Here is a 15,869-nt window from a genome sequence, read left to right on the forward strand (position 1 = left end):
TTATGGACGCGTTCTCCGACTATGACGGCCTGGGCTTGGCCGAGCTGGTGGCCAAGGGCGAGGTCACGCCGCTCGACCTGGTCGATGCGGCCATACAGCGGATCGAGCGCCACAACCCGGCCCTGAACGCGGTGGTCTACAAGGCCTATGACGAGGCGCGACGGGTGGCCCAGGGGCCGCTGGCCGACGGCCCCTTCAAGGGCGTGCCGTTCCTGATCAAGGACCTCGGCGTGCCGGTCGCCGGCTGGCCGCGCACCTATGGCAGCCGCTTCGCCGCCGGCTTCGTGGACGACGAGGACTGCGGCCTGACCCGTCGCTATCGCGAAAGCGGCGTGGTGCTGCTGGGCAAGACCAACACCCCCGAATACGGCATCACGGGCGTGACCGAGGGCGGCTATCTGGGCGCCTGCCGCAATCCGTGGAACCCGGACCACGTCTCGGGCGGCTCGTCCGGCGGGGCGGCCTCAGCGGTGGCGAGCGGCATGGTCCCCCTCGCCCACGCCAGCGACGGCCTCGGCTCGATCCGCATTCCGGCGGCCTGCTGCGGGCTGGTGGGGCTGAAGGTCACGCGCGACCGCAACCCGAACCTGCCGGACGGCGACAACTACGCCATGGGCTTTTCGGTCGACCATGTGGTGACGCGCACCGTGCGCGACAGCGCCGCCATGCTGGACGTCACCGGCCGCCCGGAGCCGGGCGCGCCCTTCGAGGCGCCGCACAAGGACCGGCCCTACATGGAGGAGATCCAGCGCAGCCCGGGCCGCCTGCGCATCGCCTGGTCTTCGGAGACGCCGTCGGGCCGGCCGATCGACCCGCAGATCCAGGCGGCGCTGGAGCGCACGGCCGACCTGCTGAAGCGGCTGGGCCACGACGTGTTCGAAAAGGGCCTCGGCATCGACTACCGCGCGCTTTACACCGCTCGCGGTCCGGTCTCGGGCGCGAACTTCGCAGCCAATATCGGACGGCTCGCCGCCAAGCTCGGCCGCGAGCCGCAGGAGCATGAGTTGGAGCCGCTGACCTGGGCGGCGCTGAAGAGCGGGCGCAAGGTGACCGGCGAGCAAGCCTTCCGCGGCTGGCAGGACCTGCGCGACCTCAACCGCAAGACCCTGCTCTTCTTCGAGGATGTCGATATCTATCTCTGCCCGGTGCTGGGCACGCCGGTGCCGAAGGTCGGCCACATCGACCCGGTCGCCCTCGACCCACAGGAGCTGAACAAGCGGCAGAGCGTCGCCTTCCCCTACACCCCGCCTTTCAACTTCTCCGGCCAGCCCTCGCTGTCGCTGCCGCTGGAGATCGATGCGGACGGCCTGCCGATCGGGATGATGTTCACCGCCCGGTTCGCCGACGAGGCCACGCTGCTGCGCCTGGCCGCCCAGCTGGAAAAAGAAGCGCCGTGGAAGGACCGTCGGCCGCGTCTGTGGGGCTAGAAAGCGTCACGCGACCCGCGTTAGCTTGGGCCCAGGATTCTAGGAGTTTTTCATGAGCGACCGGATCGAACGGCCCTGGGCCCTGATGCGCCACCACGCGGGCTGGGCCGACGTCTTCCACATCGAGAGCGAGACGGCGGACTCGATCACCGGCTTCTATCCCGACCGCGAGACCGTCGGCCCGCCCGTGAACTACAGCGTGCGCGCGGTGCTGGCCCGCTTCCCGACCATGGAGGCCGCCCGCGCCGCCCGCGAAGGCGCGGTGATGGAATGGCGCAAGCACGACGCCGGGGTGCGTGAGGCCGAGGACAAGCTGCGCGCGGCGGAGAAGGCGCGTGAAGACGCCTGGCTGAGCTGCCTGCGCGACGCCGCCAACGGCGGTTGAGACGCTCTAGCGGCGCGCGGGTCCCTTGACCGGCGCGCCCTGACGGCCGGCCTGGACGATCAAGGCGCCGCAGGCCGCGTCGTCCGCCCCGCCCAGGTCCACGAAGGGCAGCACCGCCGCCAGCGGCGAGACCAGCGCGCCGAGAGCCGCGGCGATCCCGCCCTGAGCCACGACGTTGGATGTCTCTACGCCTACCCTCGGCTGAACGATCGGCCCGCGCACGGTCACCGGCGCCATCACCCGGATCAACTGCGGATGCTTCGGACGACCCGATATCCGGAAGTCCAGCTGCTCGGTGCGCAGGTCGATCGTTCCTTGGCCGACGCCCAGCACGGGGGTCGTGTCGAAGATGATCCGGTTGGCGGTCAGCACGCCGCCCTTGGCCTGGAAATGCGCCACAGCGCAGCGCAGGTCGGTCTTGCTCTGATCCTTGGCAAGCAGCAGGCCCAGCCCCTTCACGACATTGACGCCCAGCAGCTCGGCGAAGGCTGCCCGGATTTCGCCGCCCGGCACGACCACCAGCGCCTGCCCGTCGGCATGCGCGGCGGCTTCCCGCACGGAGGCGCCGGAGCCCGTCAGTTTAACGCGGCCGACCAGACCGCCCGTCAGGGGCGTCGCGCCCCCGGCGCGGATCGGAACAAGCTGCTCGAGCCGCGCCTTGGAGAGTCGCAGGTCAAGGCTGGTGACGGGCGTTGCCTTGCGGCCGTTCAGCTGGACCTGGCCGGTGATGGCGCCTTGCGGCAGATCGAAGCGCAGCGGGTCTGCGGTCAGCAGGCCCTTGTCGAGCCGTACGCGTACCGATCCGGACCTCAGCGGCAGCATGGCGTCGCGGATGCCGGCGGCGCTGTACTTCACATCGGCGTCGATGGCCCGGATCCGACGCAGGTCGAGCTTGGCGTCTGGCAGCAACCGGCGCTGAGCGGCGAGTTGGAGGCCCGTGGCTTTCTGCCCCGCTGACACCGTCTCGCCCGGCCGGCGCGACGGCGCGCCGCCGAACACGGCCGCCAGATCGTCGAAGTCCAGACTGCGCGAGCGCAGGTCGCCCCGTAGGAACGGCCGCGAACCACCGGCGTCCACCGACAGTTCACCGGCCATGTCGCTGTCGCCGACGCGGCCGCCGATGCCGGTCGCCCGCCAGAGCTTCTGCTGCCGCGTCAACTGCGCCGACAGCCGGTAGGGCGGGGAGTTTGGGAACGGTACGCCAGTGAGATGGTACAGGTCGGCCAGGTCCTCACCGCTGGCGGTCACGCGCGCCTCCAGCTCGCCGAGGTCGAACGGTTTGCGGATCGCGCCCTTGGCCAGGACGCGCGTGGATCCGGCGCGGATGTCGGCGTCGAACGGATAGGGCCGTTCGGGGCGGATGTTCAGCAACGGCCCGCCGCGGACCTCAAGCAGGAAGGGTGCGGCATTGATCGCACCCTTGCCGACCAGGCTGAAGCCGCGGTCGGCCGCGCCGGCCTGCTCCGCGGCGTCGAGCGTGGCGTCGAGGGTCAGCCGCCGCTTGGCGTCGGCGAACTTCAAGTGGCCGCCCCTGATGGTGAAGTCGCGGATCGGCGGCAGGCGCAGCGGCTGGCTGGCCGACGTCTTGCGCGACAGCGACCAGTTCGCTCTGCCCTCGCCGTCGCGGAGGAGATTGAACGCGGGCCGTTCCAGCGCCAGCCGACGCATGACCACCTTCCCGCGCAGCAGGGGCCAGGCCTCGATCGCGACGTCGAGGCGCGGGATTTCGGCCATGCGCCCCTTGCCGGCCCAGGTCGGATTGCCGATCTGCAGGCCTTGAACCGAAGCGCTCGGGGTCCGGCTGAACAGCTTGACGTCGAGGTCGCCGCCGATCACCACCTCGCGCCCGGTCCGCGCCGAGGCGAAGCTGCCGATCGGCCCGCGCAGCATGTTCCAGTCAAGGAAGGCCAGGGCAAAGGCCGCTCCGCCAACGACGGCGAGCGCCGCGCCGCTCCAGAGGAGGGCCTTCCTATGGCGCGTCAGCCATGGCGTTGGTGTGATCGCTTGTTCCACGCGTCGGCTCCGGTAGGGCACAACGCGCGAGCAGCCGGTAGGTTGGACTCAATGCCTCACTCCACGGCCGAAAAAGGCCGTGGCCGCGGTGGTGAGGATGATTTTCAAATCCAGTATCAACCCCTGCCGCGCAAGGTATTCGGCGTCCAGCGTCGCCTTCTCGGGCACGGGAAGGTCGTCGCGCCCGTTGATCTGGGCCCAGCCGGTGACGCCAGGCCGCAGGGTGTCCACGCCCGCCGCGGAGCGCAGGGCCACGAGGTCGTCCTGGTTGAACAGAGCCGGTCTCGGCCCGACCAGGCTCATATGGCCGACCAAGACGCTCCAGAGCTGGGGCAACTCGTCCAGGCTGCTGCGGCGCAAGAAGCGGCCTAGCGGCGTAATCCAGGCATCGGGGTCGGGCAGCAGATGGGTGGCGACATTCGGCGCGCCGATCCGCATGGTGCGGAACTTCGGCATCTTGAAGAGCGCGTTGAACCGGCCGACGCGGCTGGACCAGTGCAGCGCCGGGCCGGGACTGTCGAGGCGCACGGCAATGGCCAGCGCCGCCAGCAGCGGCGACAGCACGAGCAGCCCGACCAGGGCCGCCAAAATGTCGAAGCCTCGCTTGACCACGCCTGCTCCCACGCCTTCGCGACGGCGCAAGCCATAGCGCGGTCAGGCGGCGCGCGCCAAGATCAGGCGGACGGAGGCTCGCTCGGGCGCACGCGGGCGCGGGTCTTGGGCGCCGGATCGGCCTCGACGGCCGTTTCGGCGGCGGCTTCGACGACGACGGGGGCGACGTCGGCGGCTTCCACGACGCTTTCCACCACCGCTTCCGAAATCTGCTCGGCGACGGCCGCGGTCGTCTCGGCGGCCTCCTCAACCGCCTGGACGGCCGGCTCGACGGTGATTTCGGGTAAAGGCGCCGTGGCGGGCGCGGCCAATACGGCTTCCAGATGGGTCCGGTCAGCCCAGCGGGTCATCCACCAATAGGCGAGCCCGGCCGAAGCCGCTCCGCCGAACAGCAGCCACAGGGGCGAAGCTACGCCCAGCGGGACGTAGAGCGCCTTCTGCGGATCGAGGGGCGCACGCCCCTCCTCGAACACGGTGAGAGCCATGAAACGCCTCCAAACAGCTAGAGTTTGTGCGATGCAACAAACTCTAGCCCGAGATTTCGCAGGCGCAAAATGACAGTTAGGCGGCAGTCCAGACCCGAGCCTGACCGCCGTCACCCAGCCGCGAGACGGTCCAACCGCAGATGTCTTTCAAGACGGCGTCGAAGCCGTCCGGAGCGTTGGCCAGCACCAGGGCGCAGCCGTTCATCTTCATCGGGTCGGTCAGCGGGCGCATGCGCGCCTCGGCGACCAACAGCGGACGACCATAGGCGTCCTCAGCGTCGCGCAGGAAGGCGTCGAAGGTCTCTAGGTCCTTGAGAGGCATCCAGATCATCACCACCGCGGCCGGCGTCTTACGGGTGATGGCGTCCAGCGCGCCGACACAACGGTCGTAGTCGTCGCTCTTCTCGAACGGCGGGTCGATCAGCACCAAAGTCCGCCCGCCGCCCACCGGGCGCTTGGGAACCTCGACATAGCCGTCGGCGCAGGCCGTGCGCGCAGCGGGCCACCCGGCCAGGGCCTCCGAGAGGGCCGAGTGCTCCTGGGGCCGCAGTTCGCAGCCGAGATAGCCGTCGCCCCGCCGCAGCCGCCCGGCGACCAGCAGCGGCGAGCCGGGATAGAGGCTCGCCTCGCCCCCGCCGTTCAGTTGCGAGACCGCCGCGCGCAGCGACGCCAGGGCGTCGGGCAGGTCGCCGGCGGCCATCAACGCGCCGACGCCGGCCTCAGCCTCGCCCGATCGCTGGGCTTCGTCGCCCGTCAGATCGTACAGACCGCGGCCTGCGTGGGTGTCGAACACCTGCAGCGGCTCGTTCGACGTCTGCAGGCGCGCCAACAGCTCCAGCAGGGCGGCGTGCTTGACCAGATCGGCGAAATTGCCGGCGTGAAAGGCGTGGCGATAGTTCACGGCGAGTCCTCGGACGGAACCGGGACGCATGCGCCCCGTTGAGACGACGCGCTTCCTGCCACGTATCGCGATGAACTCCAAAAGGCTCGTCATGCCCAAGGACGTGGAGGCGCCGCTGGCCTCCGGCCTCTCCTATGTGAACGACGGTGATCCCGGCATTTCCAGGATCGTGAGCGCGTGCGGCGTCGGCTATCGCGACGCCGAAGGGCGCCCTGTCCGCGACGCCGCGACATTGGAGCGTATCCGCGCCCTGGTCCTGCCGCCGGCCTGGACCGAGGTTTGGATCTGCCCCTCGCCCCGCGGCCACATCCAGGCGACCGGCCGAGACGCGCGCGGGCGCAAGCAGTACCGCTATCACGACGACTGGCGGCAGGCGCAGGACCAGGCGAAGTTCGAGCGCATCATCGCCTTCGGGCGGGCGTTGCCCAGGCTGCGCCACAGGGTCGAGGCGGATCTGCGACGCAAGGGCTTGCCGCGCGAGAAGGTGCTGGCGGCGGTCGTGCGGCTGATGGAACTCACCCTCATCCGCGTCGGTAACGACGAATACGCCAAGGCCAACAAGAGCTTCGGCCTGACCACCCTGCGCGACCGTCACGCCGCCATTACCGCGACCGGCGCGGTCTTCGAGTTCCGGGGAAAGTCGGGAAAGGTGCATTGCACCGGCTTTCGCGACCGCCGCCTCGCCCGGATCGTGAAGGCATGCCAGGACATTCCCGGCCAGCGGCTGTTCCAATATGTCGACCCCGACGGGGCGCGCCATCCGGTCGAGTCCGCCGACGTGAACACCTATATCCGCGCGGCCATCGGCGATCAGTTCTCGGCTAAAGACATCCGCACCTGGGCCGGCACCCTGGCGGCCGCCCGCGCCCTGGTCGAGCCGCCCGGCGCGGTGGAGGCCGCCGAGGCGAAGCGGCGTGTCGTCACCACCGTCAAGGCGGTGGCGGGGCTGCTAGGCAACACCGCCGCCGTCTGCCGCGGCTCCTACATCCACCCGTTGGTGCTGGAAGCCTATGAGCGGGGCGCCTTGCCGCTGAAGCCGTCCCACTCGGCGCGCGGGTTCGAACTGTCGGTCCTGCGCTTCCTGGAGGCCGCCCAGGAGGGGGTGCGATGAGCCCTGCCTTGACGGGGGGTCAGTCTGGCGCTGGCCGAAAAACAGGCGTTAGCCTGCCCACCTAACGCCGTGGGAGGTGAGATGCTCGGACCCAAGCTGCGCTTCGGCGCGTTCATCGCGCCGTTTCATCCGATCGAGGAGAATCCCACCCTCGCCATCCAACGGGACCTGGAGCTTGTGCAGTGGATGGACCAACTCGGCTACGAGGAGGCCTGGATCGGCGAGCATCACTCGGCCGCCTACGAACTGATCGCCAGCCCCGAGGTGTTCATCGCCGCCGCGGCCGAGCGCACAAAGCACATCCGGCTGGGCACGGGGGTCGCCTCCCTGCCCTATCACCATCCGATGATGCTGGCCGACCGGATCAACCAGCTCGACCACATGACCCGCGGACGGGTGATGTTCGGGGTCGGTCCGGGAGCTCTGGTCTCGGACGCGTTCATGATGGGCATTCCGGTCGCCAAGCAGCGCGACCGGATGGACGAGGCTCTGGAGGTGCTGGTCCCGCTGATGCGTGGCGAGGAGGTCACCCACGAGAGCGACTGGTTCAGCCTGGTCAATGCGCGCCTGCAGATGACGCCCTATTCGCGCCCCTCGGTCGAGATCGCGGTGGCGAGCCAGGTGTCGCCGACCGGGGCGCGGGCCGCGGGAAAACATGGCGCGGGCCTGCTGTCGCTAGGCGCGACTACCAGCGCCGGCTTCAACTCCCTGGCCGCCAACTGGGCCATCGCGGAGGAGCAGGCCGCCCTGCACGGACAGTCCATGGACCGCAGCCGCTGGCGGCTGGTCGGCCAGATGCACATCGCCGAGACCAAGGACAAGGCCATCGACCAGATCCGTTTCGGCCTGGAGAAGTGGATCTATTACTTCCGCGAGATCGCCAACCTGCCCATGGTGCCCGACAACTTCGCCGGCGATCCGGTCGAGGCCTATCTGGCGCTGGGCCAGGCGGTGGTGGGTACGCCCGATGACGCCATCGAACGCGTTCAGCAACTGGTGGACGAGAGCGGCGGCTTCGGCTGCTTCCTGCTCATGGCGCACAACTGGGCCCGGTGGGAAGACACCAAGCGCTCCTACGAGATGATCGCCCGCTACGTGGTCCCGCACTTCCAGCAGCTGAACGTGAACCGCCGCGCCTCGATGGACTGGGTCGGCGCCAACAAGGGCGAATTCACCAGCCAGACCCGCGCGGCGGTGGGCGCGCGCATCGTTTCGCATATGATGGAAAAGGGCGCGGACAACATCCGGCCAGAGATCGTCGCGATGATCCAGGGGGCGGGCGAGCCGCCCAAGGAGTGAGCCGGTGGACGTGCAGGCCTATCTCGACCGCATCGGATACGCCGGCGTCCCGCGCGTCGACCTGCAAACCCTGACCGATCTCCATCGCCTGCATCTCCAGGCGATCCCCTATGAAAGCCTGGACGTGATGCTGGGCGTTCGTCCCAGCATCGATCCCGCCGCGGCCTACGAGAAGATCGTGCGCCGACGCCGCGGCGGCTGGTGCTACGAAATGAACGGCCTGCTGGGCGCCATGCTGCGCGAGATCGGGTTCGAGGTCACGGAGATGGCCGGAGCGGTGCTGCGCGCCGACCGCGGGCCAATCACCCACGGCAACCACCTGCTGCTGCGAGTCGATCTGGATCGCCCCTACATCGCCGACATGGGTTTCGGCGACGGCATGATCGAGCCTGCGCCACTGGCGCCCGGAGCCTTCCAACGGCGCGGCTTCAACTTCCGTATCGAGGAGCTGCACGAGGACGGCTGGATCCGCTTTCACAACCACGCCTTCGGCGGCGCGGCCTATTTCGATTTCCAAAACCAGCCGGCCGATCGCGCGCAGCTCTCCACCACCAGCGACTGGCTGAGCAGTTCTCCGGACTCGGTCTTCACCCAGACCGCCCTGGCCTTCCGTCATGGCGACGGCGTTGTCACCGGCCTCCTCGGCCGCACCTTGAACAGAATCCGACCTGACGGCCGCACGACGCACCTCATCGCGTCCGAGGCCGAACTGGTGGAGGTGCTGGCCCGCGAGTTCGGCCTGGACCTGCCGGAAGCCGCCCGCCTTTGGCCGGCGATATGCGCCAAGCACGACGAGCTGTTCGCCGCGCCCGCTACATCCTGAACGTCGATCGGTTCCCGGATCTTGCAGTCATAAAAGCGTGGCTGGACTTCGCTTGCGAGGCGAGTACATCGCGGCCCCAAGGGGGGAACGGAGAGCAGAGCCATGACCGACCTGTCCCTGCCGCCCTCGGTGACGGTCAGCCCCACCATCGTCGGCGTCTCGGTGCTGACCGACGACGGGGCCACCGTCCAGATCAGCCTGCCGCGGCCGCGCGGCTTGCACGACCTTCCCGCCGACGAGGTGGCCGAGCGCGCGCGGCGCCTGGCCATGCAGGCGCTGCGCTCGGCCCCAGATACCTTGCAGTCGGCCTGACGCCTCAGCCCTCGGTGTCGATCGCCGCCTGCATGGCCGGCGAGTAGCGATGCCCTGAGACCGTACGCGGGTTCACCAGCTCCTCGATCGCGGCCATTGTCGCGGCCGACAGGCGCACCTCGGCCGCACGGGCGTTCTCCACCATGTGGTCGGGATTGGTCGTGCCAGGGATCGGCACGATGATCTCGTCCTTCTGCAGCAGCCAGGCCAGGCAAAGCTGGGCCGGCGTGCAACCGGCGTGTTTGGCGATGGCCTTGAAGCCGTCCAGCAGCTTCAGGTTCGCCTGGAAGGCCTCGCCCTGGAAGCGCGGCATGGCTTTGCGCAGGTCACCCTCTTCGAGCGCGTCGGGATCGTGCAGGTTGTCGGCCAGGAAGCCGCGGGCCACCGGGCTGAACGCCACGAAGGCGACGCCCAGCTCGCGACAGGCCTCCAGCACCGCGATCTCAGGATTGCGGGTCCAGGGCGAGTATTCGGTCTGCAGGGCGGTGATCGGGTGCACGGCGTGCGCGCGGCGCAGGGTCGGGGCCGAGACCTCCGACAGACCGATGGTGCGGACCTTGCCCTCCTTCACCAGGTCGGCCAGGGCGCCGACGCTGTCCTCGATCGGCACGCGCTTGTCGTAGCGATGCAGGTAGTAGAGGTCGATGACGTCGGTCTTCAGCCGGCGCAGGCTGCCCTCGCAGGTCGCCTTCAGGACATCGGGGTGGCCGTTCAGCTCACGCTTGTCGCCGTTGGTCAGGCCGGCCTTGGAGGCCAGCACATAGTCCTGGCGCCGATCGCCCAGGACCTCCCCGATCAGGGTCTCATTGTGGCCGATTCCGTAGACGGCGGCGGTGTCGAGGAAGGTGTAGCCGGCGTCGAGCGCGCCCTTCAGCACCCGCTCGGCTTGCTCGCGCGGCGGCGGCGAGCCGTAGGCGTGCGACAGGCTCATGCATCCGAGGCCGATGGCCGAGACCTCGAACTGTCCGACTTTCCGCTTGTCCATGCGCGACGCTCCCGTGGCTGATTGCGCCGGGAGAAGGCGTCAGGAGCGCGCCTGCGGTCAACCGCCCTTACGGCGTCAGTTTCATTTTGATGAGCACGCGGCCCGGATTGGCCAGGGCGAACGCCTCAGGCACCTCGACCTGCTCAGCCAGCTTCTGGGCCTGCATGGCGTCCGCGCCATCCGCGTCGACGGCCTTGCAGTCGGTCAGGTTCGCGCCGGTCACCTGGCAATCGACGATCACCGCCTTGGCCACGGCCTGCTCGATCGGGGCCGGCGGCGTGGTGTTGGCGCTGGCGATGACAGCGGCGGCGGCAAGAACGGACAGGAACATGGGACCTCAGCGTTAACGAAGGTTACTCAAGAGTGAAGCTCCGCACGTGGCAAGTGTTTCATTTCGGAGCCGTCGCGGTTGTCCACCGCAATCGCCGTGCCCAGTCGCCCGTTCTGTCGGAAAAGAGGCGCCGGCGCCCATCTCGGTTGCATCGCAGCAACGCGATATTGCGCCGCAAAATATTTTCTTGAATCGCTTGCCCGCTGGGGGCAGGAGAAAGGTCAGGCGAAGCGGTCGCCATCATTTGAACCGCCGCCATATAAGGGAAACGCCGGGAGGCGGTTGGTCTCAACCCCTTTCCGGGAACTAAATCATTATGATCCGTACTCTTGCTCTGACCGCCGTGGCCGCCTTCGCGATCACCGCCCCCGCCCAAGCCGGCTCTGTTCGCGTCCCGCTGGCCGGCAAGTCCCAAGCGCAGATCGAAGCTGAAGTGGCCAAGGCCGCCCGCACCGTCTGCTTCCGCGAAACCCGCACCGAGACCCTGGTGATGGACGCCTACAGCCGCTGCGTGAAGGCGACCACCAAGGCCAGCCTCGAGACCTTCGCCACCGCCCAGGCCCAGTCGAACTCGACCCTGGCCGCGCGCTAAACCGCACTTCCAGGACTAGCAAAGGCCGGCGGCGACGCCGGCCTTTCGCGTGTCAGCAGCAGCGGAACCCGCCCTTGCCGCCGCCATAGCGGGCGTCCTGCCGGTCGCGGAAGAACTCGGCTCGGGTCATCGGTGGGCGATCCGGATGGGTTGCGGCCATGTGCGCGACATAGGTCTCGTAGTTCGGCACCCCGACCATCAGCCGCGCCCCGTCGCAGAGGCAGCGGGCGAAGTCGGCGAAGGGGTTCGACGTACGCACCACGGCCCTACTCCGCCGCTACCGCGTCGGGATTGAACTCCCGCGCCGTCCAGCCGGGAGCGCGCAGGGCCTTCAGGCACGCCATGATCCCGAAGACGATCATGCTAAGCACCACGGCGATGAAGACCGCGCAGAGCGCCGCGTCGATGCGGTCGTTCCAGACGATCTTGCTCATGTCGGCCATGCTTTTGGCAGGCGCCAGAACCTGGCCGTCGGCCAGCGCCTCGCCGTACTTGCGCGCATGGGCCAGGAAGCCGATGGCCGGATCGGCCGAGGCGAGTTTCTGGAAGCCCGCGGTCAGGGTGCAGACGCACAGCCATGCAGCCGGAAGAATGGTGACGAAAGCGAAGCGCTGGCGCTTCATCTTGAAGATCACGACGGTGGCCAGGATCAGGGCGATGGCCGCCAGCATCTGGTTGGAGATGCCGAACAGCGGCCACAGCGTGTTCACCCCGCCCAGCGGATCGGTGACGCCCTGGTGCAGGAAGTAGCCCCAAGCGGCGACGCAGAGCCCCGTCGCCGTCAGGTTCGCCCCCCAGGACGAGGTCTCCCTGAATTTCGGAATAAAGGTCCCGAGCAGGTCCTGCAGCATGAAGCGCCCGGCCCGCGTGCCGGCGTCGACGGCGGTGAGGATGAACAGCGCCTCGAACAGGATGGCGAAGTGGTACCAGAAAGCCATCATCGCCTTGCCGCCCAGCACGTGGGAGAAGATGTGCGCCATGCCGACGGCAAGGGTCGGTGCGCCGCCGGCGCGGGAAATGATGGTGGTCTCGCCCACATCTCGGGCCGTCTGCTCGATCAGCTCGGCGCTGATCGGATGGCCCATGGCCCCGACGGCGGCCGACGCGCTTTCCGCGGTGGTTCCCACAACGGCCGCGGGGCTGTTCATCGTGAAGTAGACGCCGGGGTCGAGGATCGAGGCGGCGATGATCGCCATGATCGCCACGAAGCTTTCCATCAGCATGCCGCCATAGCCGATAAAGCGCGCGTCGGCCTCGCTGGCGATCAGCTTAGGCGTGGTGCCTGACGAAATCAGGGCGTGGAAGCCCGAGACCGCACCGCAGGCGATGGTGATGAACAAGAACGGGAAGAGCGTGCCGGACCAGACTGGGCCGCCGCCGGCCGCGAACTGTGTGATCGCCGGCATCTGCAGCTGCGGCCGCATGATGACGATGCCGATGGCCAGAGCCAGGATCGCCCCGATCTTCAGGAAGGTCGACAGGTAGTCGCGCGGAGCCAGCAGCAGCCACACCGGCAAAACCGCGGCGACCGCGCCATAGCCGATGAGAATCCAAGAGAGCTGCAACCCTGTCAGGGTGAACATCCCCGCGAGCTCCGGCGAAGCCGCGACCTTCTGTCCGCCCACGATGGCGAGGATCAACATCACGAAGCCGAAGATCGAAACCTCGGCGATGCGCCCCGGCCGCACGAAGCGCATATAGAGTCCCATGACGATCGCGATCGGGACGGTGGCCGCGACCGTAAACGTGCCCCATGGGCTGGCGGTCAGCGCCTTGACCACGATCAGGGCCAGCACGGCCAGGATGATCACCATGATCATGAAGGCGCCGAATAGGGCGATGACGCCCGGGATCGGCCCAAGTTCCTCGCGGATCAGCTCGCCAAGCGAACGACCGTCGCGCCGCATCGAGATGATCAGGACCAGGAAGTCCTGCACGGCGCCCGCCAGCACCACGCCGGCCAGGATCCAGAGCACGCCCGGCAGATAGCCCATCTGGGCGGCCAGCACCGGCCCGACCAGGGGACCCGCCCCGGCGATGGCCGCAAAATGGTGGCCGAACAGCACGTAGCGATTGGTCGGCACGTAATCGAGGCCATCGTTGCGCGTGACCGCGGGCGTCGGCCGCGCGGCGTCCAGGCGCATGACACGGCCGGCGATGTAGAGGCTGTAGTAGCGATAGGCGACCAGATAGACGCAGACCGCCGCGGTGAGGATCCACAAGGCATTGACGCTTTCGCCCCGCGCGCTGGCCAAGACGCCCAGCGAGGCTGCGCCGAGCCCGGCCAGCAGGGCCCAGGGCCCGTGTTTGCGAACCCATTCCATCGGCGTCCCCTCCACTGCGCGCCGCGAACTTCGGCGCCGACCTAGCCCTACAACCGATTGAGCCTTTCCGTGAACCTCTCTAGAGCGGCACGCATGGCCGAACCTCAGATCAACCCCGTGCTTGAGAGCGTCCTCGATCTGGTCGCCCGCGACTGCTCCGCTCTCGCTGATCCGTGGTGGGTGTTCGGCAGCGCCGGCATGGCGTTGGTCGGCGTCCCTGGCCTCGCGCCGCCCGATGTGGACCTGATCGTCTCCGAGCGGGATGCGGCGACACTGGTCGCAGCCTGGAAAGCCGCGCCGGTCGCTGCCGCACCGTCCCCTCTCTTCCGCTCGAAGGTGTTCGCCAAGGCGCAGGTCGCCGCCCTGCCGATCGAGATCATGGCAGGGTTCGAGGCATTCTCGGCCGGGAGCTGGGCGCCAGTGGTTCCCGCTACCCGCCAAGCGATTGCTTGGAAGGATGGCTGGCTCCATACGCCTCACGCCGCCGAGCAGGCCGCCATCTGCCGCCGTTTCGGGCGGCCGAAGGACCTGACGCGTGTGGCGCTCCTGGAGGCGCTTGGCTAGTCGCGCACCCGCACGATCAGCGACTGGCTGGCCGTCGCCATCAACTCGCCGTCCTGCGCGAAGAGATACATGGCCCCATGGCCGAAGCCGCCGTGCACACCGGTGATGCGGATGTCGCACAGCACCCAGTCGGTGGACACGATGCGCCGATAACGGATGGTGTTGTCCAGGCTGTTGCCGCCGGCGTTGAGGCCAAGGGCGTTGCCGACCGCGCCGGGAATGAAGTCGGCCATGATGGCCAGCATGCCGGCGTCGATCGCCATCCCGTCGCGCGGCCGGATCCAGAGCAGCAGGCGCCCATCCTCCTCGCCGCCGCCAGCGTCGGTTCCGCCGTAACGGCCCTTGGCGACGCGCACCTCGATGCGGCTGTGGAGGTCATCGCCGCCCCCACGCCAGTGATCGGCCGGCTCGCAGGCCTCCGGCGCGTCCACCGGGGGCATGGTCAGCCATTGGCGGGAGATGTCGCTCGGGCGCGCGCCGAGCGCGGCGTTGACGGTCAGGATCTCCTTGTCGCCCACATGGCTGATCACCCGCGCCTGGGTGTTGTACTTGCCGGCGGCGGGAGTCCAGACGTCCAGGTCCACCACGCTGGGCGGCCGCGCATAGGACAGGTACTGCGCCGTCGCCCAGATCACCGGCCGGCCGCAGGTCCTCTCGAGCGCAACGATGGCCGAGGCCATCCCGACGCCGCCGAACATGAAAAGATTGTCCCGCGGCCCCACGCAGACGGCCGGTGTCAGCGGCAGGTACCAGCGGTGCGGATTGTGGGTGGCCTTTAGGTCGAAGAACAGCGGCGCGGTCATGCTGCTCCCATGACGCCCCGCCGCTCGCGATGCAAGGACTTCAGCGCGACGCGGCGGCCGCTTCGGCCTCATTGCGCAGGCGGCGGTCGGCTTCCTTCATCAGCGCTTCTGTGGACTGGTTGCGCGCCTCGCGGGCGCGGATCTCGTCGACCAGCCGCTGGTCCGAGTTCTGGACGTGCAGCGCGTACAGGAAGGCTCCGAAGCCCGCGACGGCGCCGACGGTCAGCACCAGGGCCGCGATCGCCGCAATGCCGGTCCAGGTTTTCGACTGCTGGCCAGGAGGGGCCGGCTTCAGATAGGCCGCGCCGATGAAGACGACGCCGGCCAGAAAGGTCGCGCAACCGCCGGTATGGATCATCGCCCGCTGGCCCACCAGGTCCGCATTGGCGACGACGGTGGGCGCCAGTCCGATCAGGCGATTGCCTTCCGTCAGTTGCGAAACCTCGATCGTTCCGGCGAAGACGACCTGGGCCAGGCCCAGAATGGCGAGGATCCACCCGGCGATGATCATGAAGCCCTCCGAAGTTTCCGGCGCCGCGAATCCGTCCGCGCCGCCAAGTCTAAGCCGGTGGACCCGGAATGAGCCGGGAAAGTGGCTCGCGCCGCGAAAAAGCCGTGCGTCTTCGCCGAGCGGCGTCGAGCCCGGTCAGGATAGCGCGTAGGCCGGCCGCCTTGAGGAGAGCGGCGTCTGCGGCGAGACTTCACCCAGGGCGAACTGATTGCGGCCGGAGGCCAGACCTGATGTCTGGCGGATTCGCTTACGTGACGCTGACTATCTAGGCTGGTTGGGTCGGTGTTTTGGTCATGAAAAAACCCTCCGGCCTGTTGGCTGGAGGGTAGGAAACTTGGGTGCGGGGACAGGATTTGAACCTGTGACCTTCAGGTTATGAGCCTGACGAGCT

18 protein-coding genes are annotated in these 15,869 nt (G+C 68.4%); 8 read left to right on the forward strand and 10 right to left on the reverse strand.

Annotation, left to right across the window (positions count from 1 at the left end; translation table 11 throughout):
- The first annotated feature begins 2 nt into the window (after positions 1 to 2).
- Entirely contained in the window at positions 3 to 1,427 is a 1,425-nt protein-coding gene (locus ACE3T2_RS14855) for an amidase (RefSeq protein ID WP_374658700.1), read from the forward strand.
- A gap of 52 nt (positions 1,428 to 1,479) precedes the next feature.
- Positions 1,480 to 1,812, forward strand: coding sequence for a hypothetical protein (locus tag ACE3T2_RS14860; RefSeq protein WP_374658702.1), 333 nt, complete (start codon positions 1,480 to 1,482; stop codon positions 1,810 to 1,812).
- A 6-nt stretch (positions 1,813 to 1,818) separates the two neighbouring features.
- Here the strand turns inward: ACE3T2_RS14860 and ACE3T2_RS14865 are convergent, their stop codons facing one another.
- From ACE3T2_RS14865 to rlmJ, 4 genes are all read right to left on the reverse strand, one after another.
- Positions 1,819 to 3,825: an AsmA family protein gene (locus tag ACE3T2_RS14865; RefSeq protein ID WP_374658703.1), complete on the reverse strand. Its 2,007-nt coding sequence runs from the start codon at positions 3,823 to 3,825 to the stop codon at positions 1,819 to 1,821.
- Between the two features lie 48 nt (positions 3,826 to 3,873).
- A complete protein-coding gene (locus ACE3T2_RS14870) occupies positions 3,874 to 4,437 on the reverse strand; it encodes a sugar transferase (RefSeq protein WP_374658704.1) in 564 nt (187 codons plus the stop codon).
- Positions 4,438 to 4,499: 62 nt separating this feature from the next.
- A complete protein-coding gene (locus tag ACE3T2_RS14875) occupies positions 4,500 to 4,922 on the reverse strand; it encodes a hypothetical protein (protein ID WP_374658705.1) in 423 nt (140 codons plus the stop codon).
- 76 nt (positions 4,923 to 4,998) lie between these two features.
- A complete protein-coding gene (gene rlmJ / locus ACE3T2_RS14880; protein ID WP_374658707.1) occupies positions 4,999 to 5,823 on the reverse strand; it encodes a 23S rRNA (adenine(2030)-N(6))-methyltransferase RlmJ in 825 nt (274 codons plus the stop codon).
- A 91-nt stretch (positions 5,824 to 5,914) separates the two neighbouring features.
- Between rlmJ and ACE3T2_RS14885 the strand changes: the two genes are divergently transcribed.
- The 4 genes from ACE3T2_RS14885 to ACE3T2_RS14900 all read left to right on the forward strand — a co-directional run bounded on the left by ACE3T2_RS14885 (position 5,915) and on the right by ACE3T2_RS14900 (position 9,368).
- Positions 5,915 to 6,934: a DNA topoisomerase IB gene (locus ACE3T2_RS14885; protein WP_374658709.1), complete on the forward strand. Its 1,020-nt coding sequence runs from the start codon at positions 5,915 to 5,917 to the stop codon at positions 6,932 to 6,934.
- An 81-nt stretch (positions 6,935 to 7,015) separates the two neighbouring features.
- Positions 7,016 to 8,233: an LLM class flavin-dependent oxidoreductase gene (locus ACE3T2_RS14890; protein WP_374658711.1), complete on the forward strand. Its 1,218-nt coding sequence runs from the start codon at positions 7,016 to 7,018 to the stop codon at positions 8,231 to 8,233.
- A 4-nt stretch (positions 8,234 to 8,237) separates the two neighbouring features.
- Entirely contained in the window at positions 8,238 to 9,056 is an 819-nt protein-coding gene (locus ACE3T2_RS14895) for an arylamine N-acetyltransferase (RefSeq protein WP_374658713.1), read from the forward strand.
- 102 nt (positions 9,057 to 9,158) lie between these two features.
- The gene (locus tag ACE3T2_RS14900) at positions 9,159 to 9,368 is read left to right on the forward strand and encodes a hypothetical protein (protein WP_374658715.1); all 210 of its coding nucleotides are present in this window, start codon (positions 9,159 to 9,161) and stop codon (positions 9,366 to 9,368) included.
- Positions 9,369 to 9,372: 4 nt separating this feature from the next.
- On the opposite strand, the gene ACE3T2_RS14905 is transcribed toward ACE3T2_RS14900, so the two are convergent.
- Both ACE3T2_RS14905 and ACE3T2_RS14910 read right to left on the reverse strand, forming a co-directional pair.
- On the reverse strand, positions 9,373 to 10,353 hold the full coding sequence (locus ACE3T2_RS14905) for an aldo/keto reductase (protein WP_374658717.1): 981 nt from the start codon (positions 10,351 to 10,353) through the stop codon (positions 9,373 to 9,375).
- A 67-nt stretch (positions 10,354 to 10,420) separates the two neighbouring features.
- Complete coding sequence (locus tag ACE3T2_RS14910) at positions 10,421 to 10,684, reverse strand: hypothetical protein (RefSeq protein ID WP_374658719.1); 264 nt, start codon at positions 10,682 to 10,684, stop codon at positions 10,421 to 10,423.
- 316 nt (positions 10,685 to 11,000) lie between these two features.
- Here ACE3T2_RS14910 and ACE3T2_RS14915 point away from each other — a divergent pair, with 316 nt between their 5' ends.
- A complete protein-coding gene (locus ACE3T2_RS14915) occupies positions 11,001 to 11,276 on the forward strand; it encodes a hypothetical protein (RefSeq protein ID WP_374658721.1) in 276 nt (91 codons plus the stop codon).
- 52 nt (positions 11,277 to 11,328) lie between these two features.
- On the opposite strand, the gene ACE3T2_RS14920 is transcribed toward ACE3T2_RS14915, so the two are convergent.
- Both ACE3T2_RS14920 and ACE3T2_RS14925 read right to left on the reverse strand, forming a co-directional pair.
- Entirely contained in the window at positions 11,329 to 11,538 is a 210-nt protein-coding gene (locus ACE3T2_RS14920; RefSeq protein ID WP_374658723.1) for a YbdD/YjiX family protein, read from the reverse strand.
- Positions 11,539 to 11,542: 4 nt separating this feature from the next.
- Positions 11,543 to 13,600 (reverse strand): carbon starvation CstA family protein, encoded by a 2,058-nt coding sequence (locus ACE3T2_RS14925; RefSeq protein WP_374658725.1) that lies wholly within the window; start codon positions 13,598 to 13,600, stop codon positions 11,543 to 11,545.
- Between the two features lie 93 nt (positions 13,601 to 13,693).
- Between ACE3T2_RS14925 and ACE3T2_RS14930 the strand changes: the two genes are divergently transcribed.
- Positions 13,694 to 14,164 carry a hypothetical protein gene (locus ACE3T2_RS14930; protein ID WP_374658727.1) on the forward strand — a complete coding sequence of 157 codons (471 nt, stop codon included), beginning with the start codon at positions 13,694 to 13,696 and terminating at the stop codon, positions 14,162 to 14,164.
- Here the strand turns inward: ACE3T2_RS14930 and ACE3T2_RS14935 are convergent.
- Together ACE3T2_RS14935 and ACE3T2_RS14940 are read right to left on the reverse strand one after the other, a co-directional pair.
- Entirely contained in the window at positions 14,161 to 14,967 is an 807-nt protein-coding gene (locus tag ACE3T2_RS14935) for an acyl-CoA thioesterase (RefSeq protein ID WP_374658729.1), read from the reverse strand. The genes ACE3T2_RS14930 and ACE3T2_RS14935 overlap by 4 nt on opposite strands.
- Before the next feature lie 40 nt (positions 14,968 to 15,007).
- Positions 15,008 to 15,478, reverse strand: coding sequence for a hypothetical protein (locus tag ACE3T2_RS14940; RefSeq protein ID WP_374658731.1), 471 nt, complete (start codon positions 15,476 to 15,478; stop codon positions 15,008 to 15,010).
- Positions 15,479 to 15,869 lie beyond the last annotated feature (391 nt).

Origin of the sequence: Phenylobacterium sp. (assembly GCF_041919955.1) — a bacterium.
GTDB lineage: Bacteria > Pseudomonadota > Alphaproteobacteria > Caulobacterales > Caulobacteraceae > Phenylobacterium.

What these genes read in the sequence shown, in the direction of transcription:
- ACE3T2_RS14855 (WP_374658700.1), top strand. Translation starts at nt 3, where the DNA reads ATGGACGCGTTCTCCGACTATGACGGCCTGGGCTTGGCCGAGCTGGTG.
- ACE3T2_RS14860 (WP_374658702.1), top strand. Translation starts at nt 1,480, where the DNA reads ATGAGCGACCGGATCGAACGGCCCTGGGCCCTGATGCGCCACCACGCG.
- ACE3T2_RS14875 (WP_374658705.1), bottom strand. Translation starts at nt 4,922, where the DNA reads ATGGCTCTCACCGTGTTCGAGGAGGGGCGTGCGCCCCTCGATCCGCAG.
- ACE3T2_RS14885 (WP_374658709.1), top strand. Translation starts at nt 5,915, where the DNA reads ATGCCCAAGGACGTGGAGGCGCCGCTGGCCTCCGGCCTCTCCTATGTG.
- ACE3T2_RS14890 (WP_374658711.1), top strand. Translation starts at nt 7,016, where the DNA reads ATGCTCGGACCCAAGCTGCGCTTCGGCGCGTTCATCGCGCCGTTTCAT.
- ACE3T2_RS14900 (WP_374658715.1), top strand. Translation starts at nt 9,159, where the DNA reads ATGACCGACCTGTCCCTGCCGCCCTCGGTGACGGTCAGCCCCACCATC.
- ACE3T2_RS14905 (WP_374658717.1), bottom strand. Translation starts at nt 10,353, where the DNA reads ATGGACAAGCGGAAAGTCGGACAGTTCGAGGTCTCGGCCATCGGCCTC.
- ACE3T2_RS14910 (WP_374658719.1), bottom strand. Translation starts at nt 10,684, where the DNA reads ATGTTCCTGTCCGTTCTTGCCGCCGCCGCTGTCATCGCCAGCGCCAAC.
- ACE3T2_RS14915 (WP_374658721.1), top strand. Translation starts at nt 11,001, where the DNA reads ATGATCCGTACTCTTGCTCTGACCGCCGTGGCCGCCTTCGCGATCACC.
- ACE3T2_RS14925 (WP_374658725.1), bottom strand. Translation starts at nt 13,600, where the DNA reads ATGGAATGGGTTCGCAAACACGGGCCCTGGGCCCTGCTGGCCGGGCTC.
- ACE3T2_RS14930 (WP_374658727.1), top strand. Translation starts at nt 13,694, where the DNA reads ATGGCCGAACCTCAGATCAACCCCGTGCTTGAGAGCGTCCTCGATCTG.
- ACE3T2_RS14935 (WP_374658729.1), bottom strand. Translation starts at nt 14,967, where the DNA reads ATGACCGCGCCGCTGTTCTTCGACCTAAAGGCCACCCACAATCCGCAC.
- ACE3T2_RS14940 (WP_374658731.1), bottom strand. Translation starts at nt 15,478, where the DNA reads ATGATCATCGCCGGGTGGATCCTCGCCATTCTGGGCCTGGCCCAGGTC.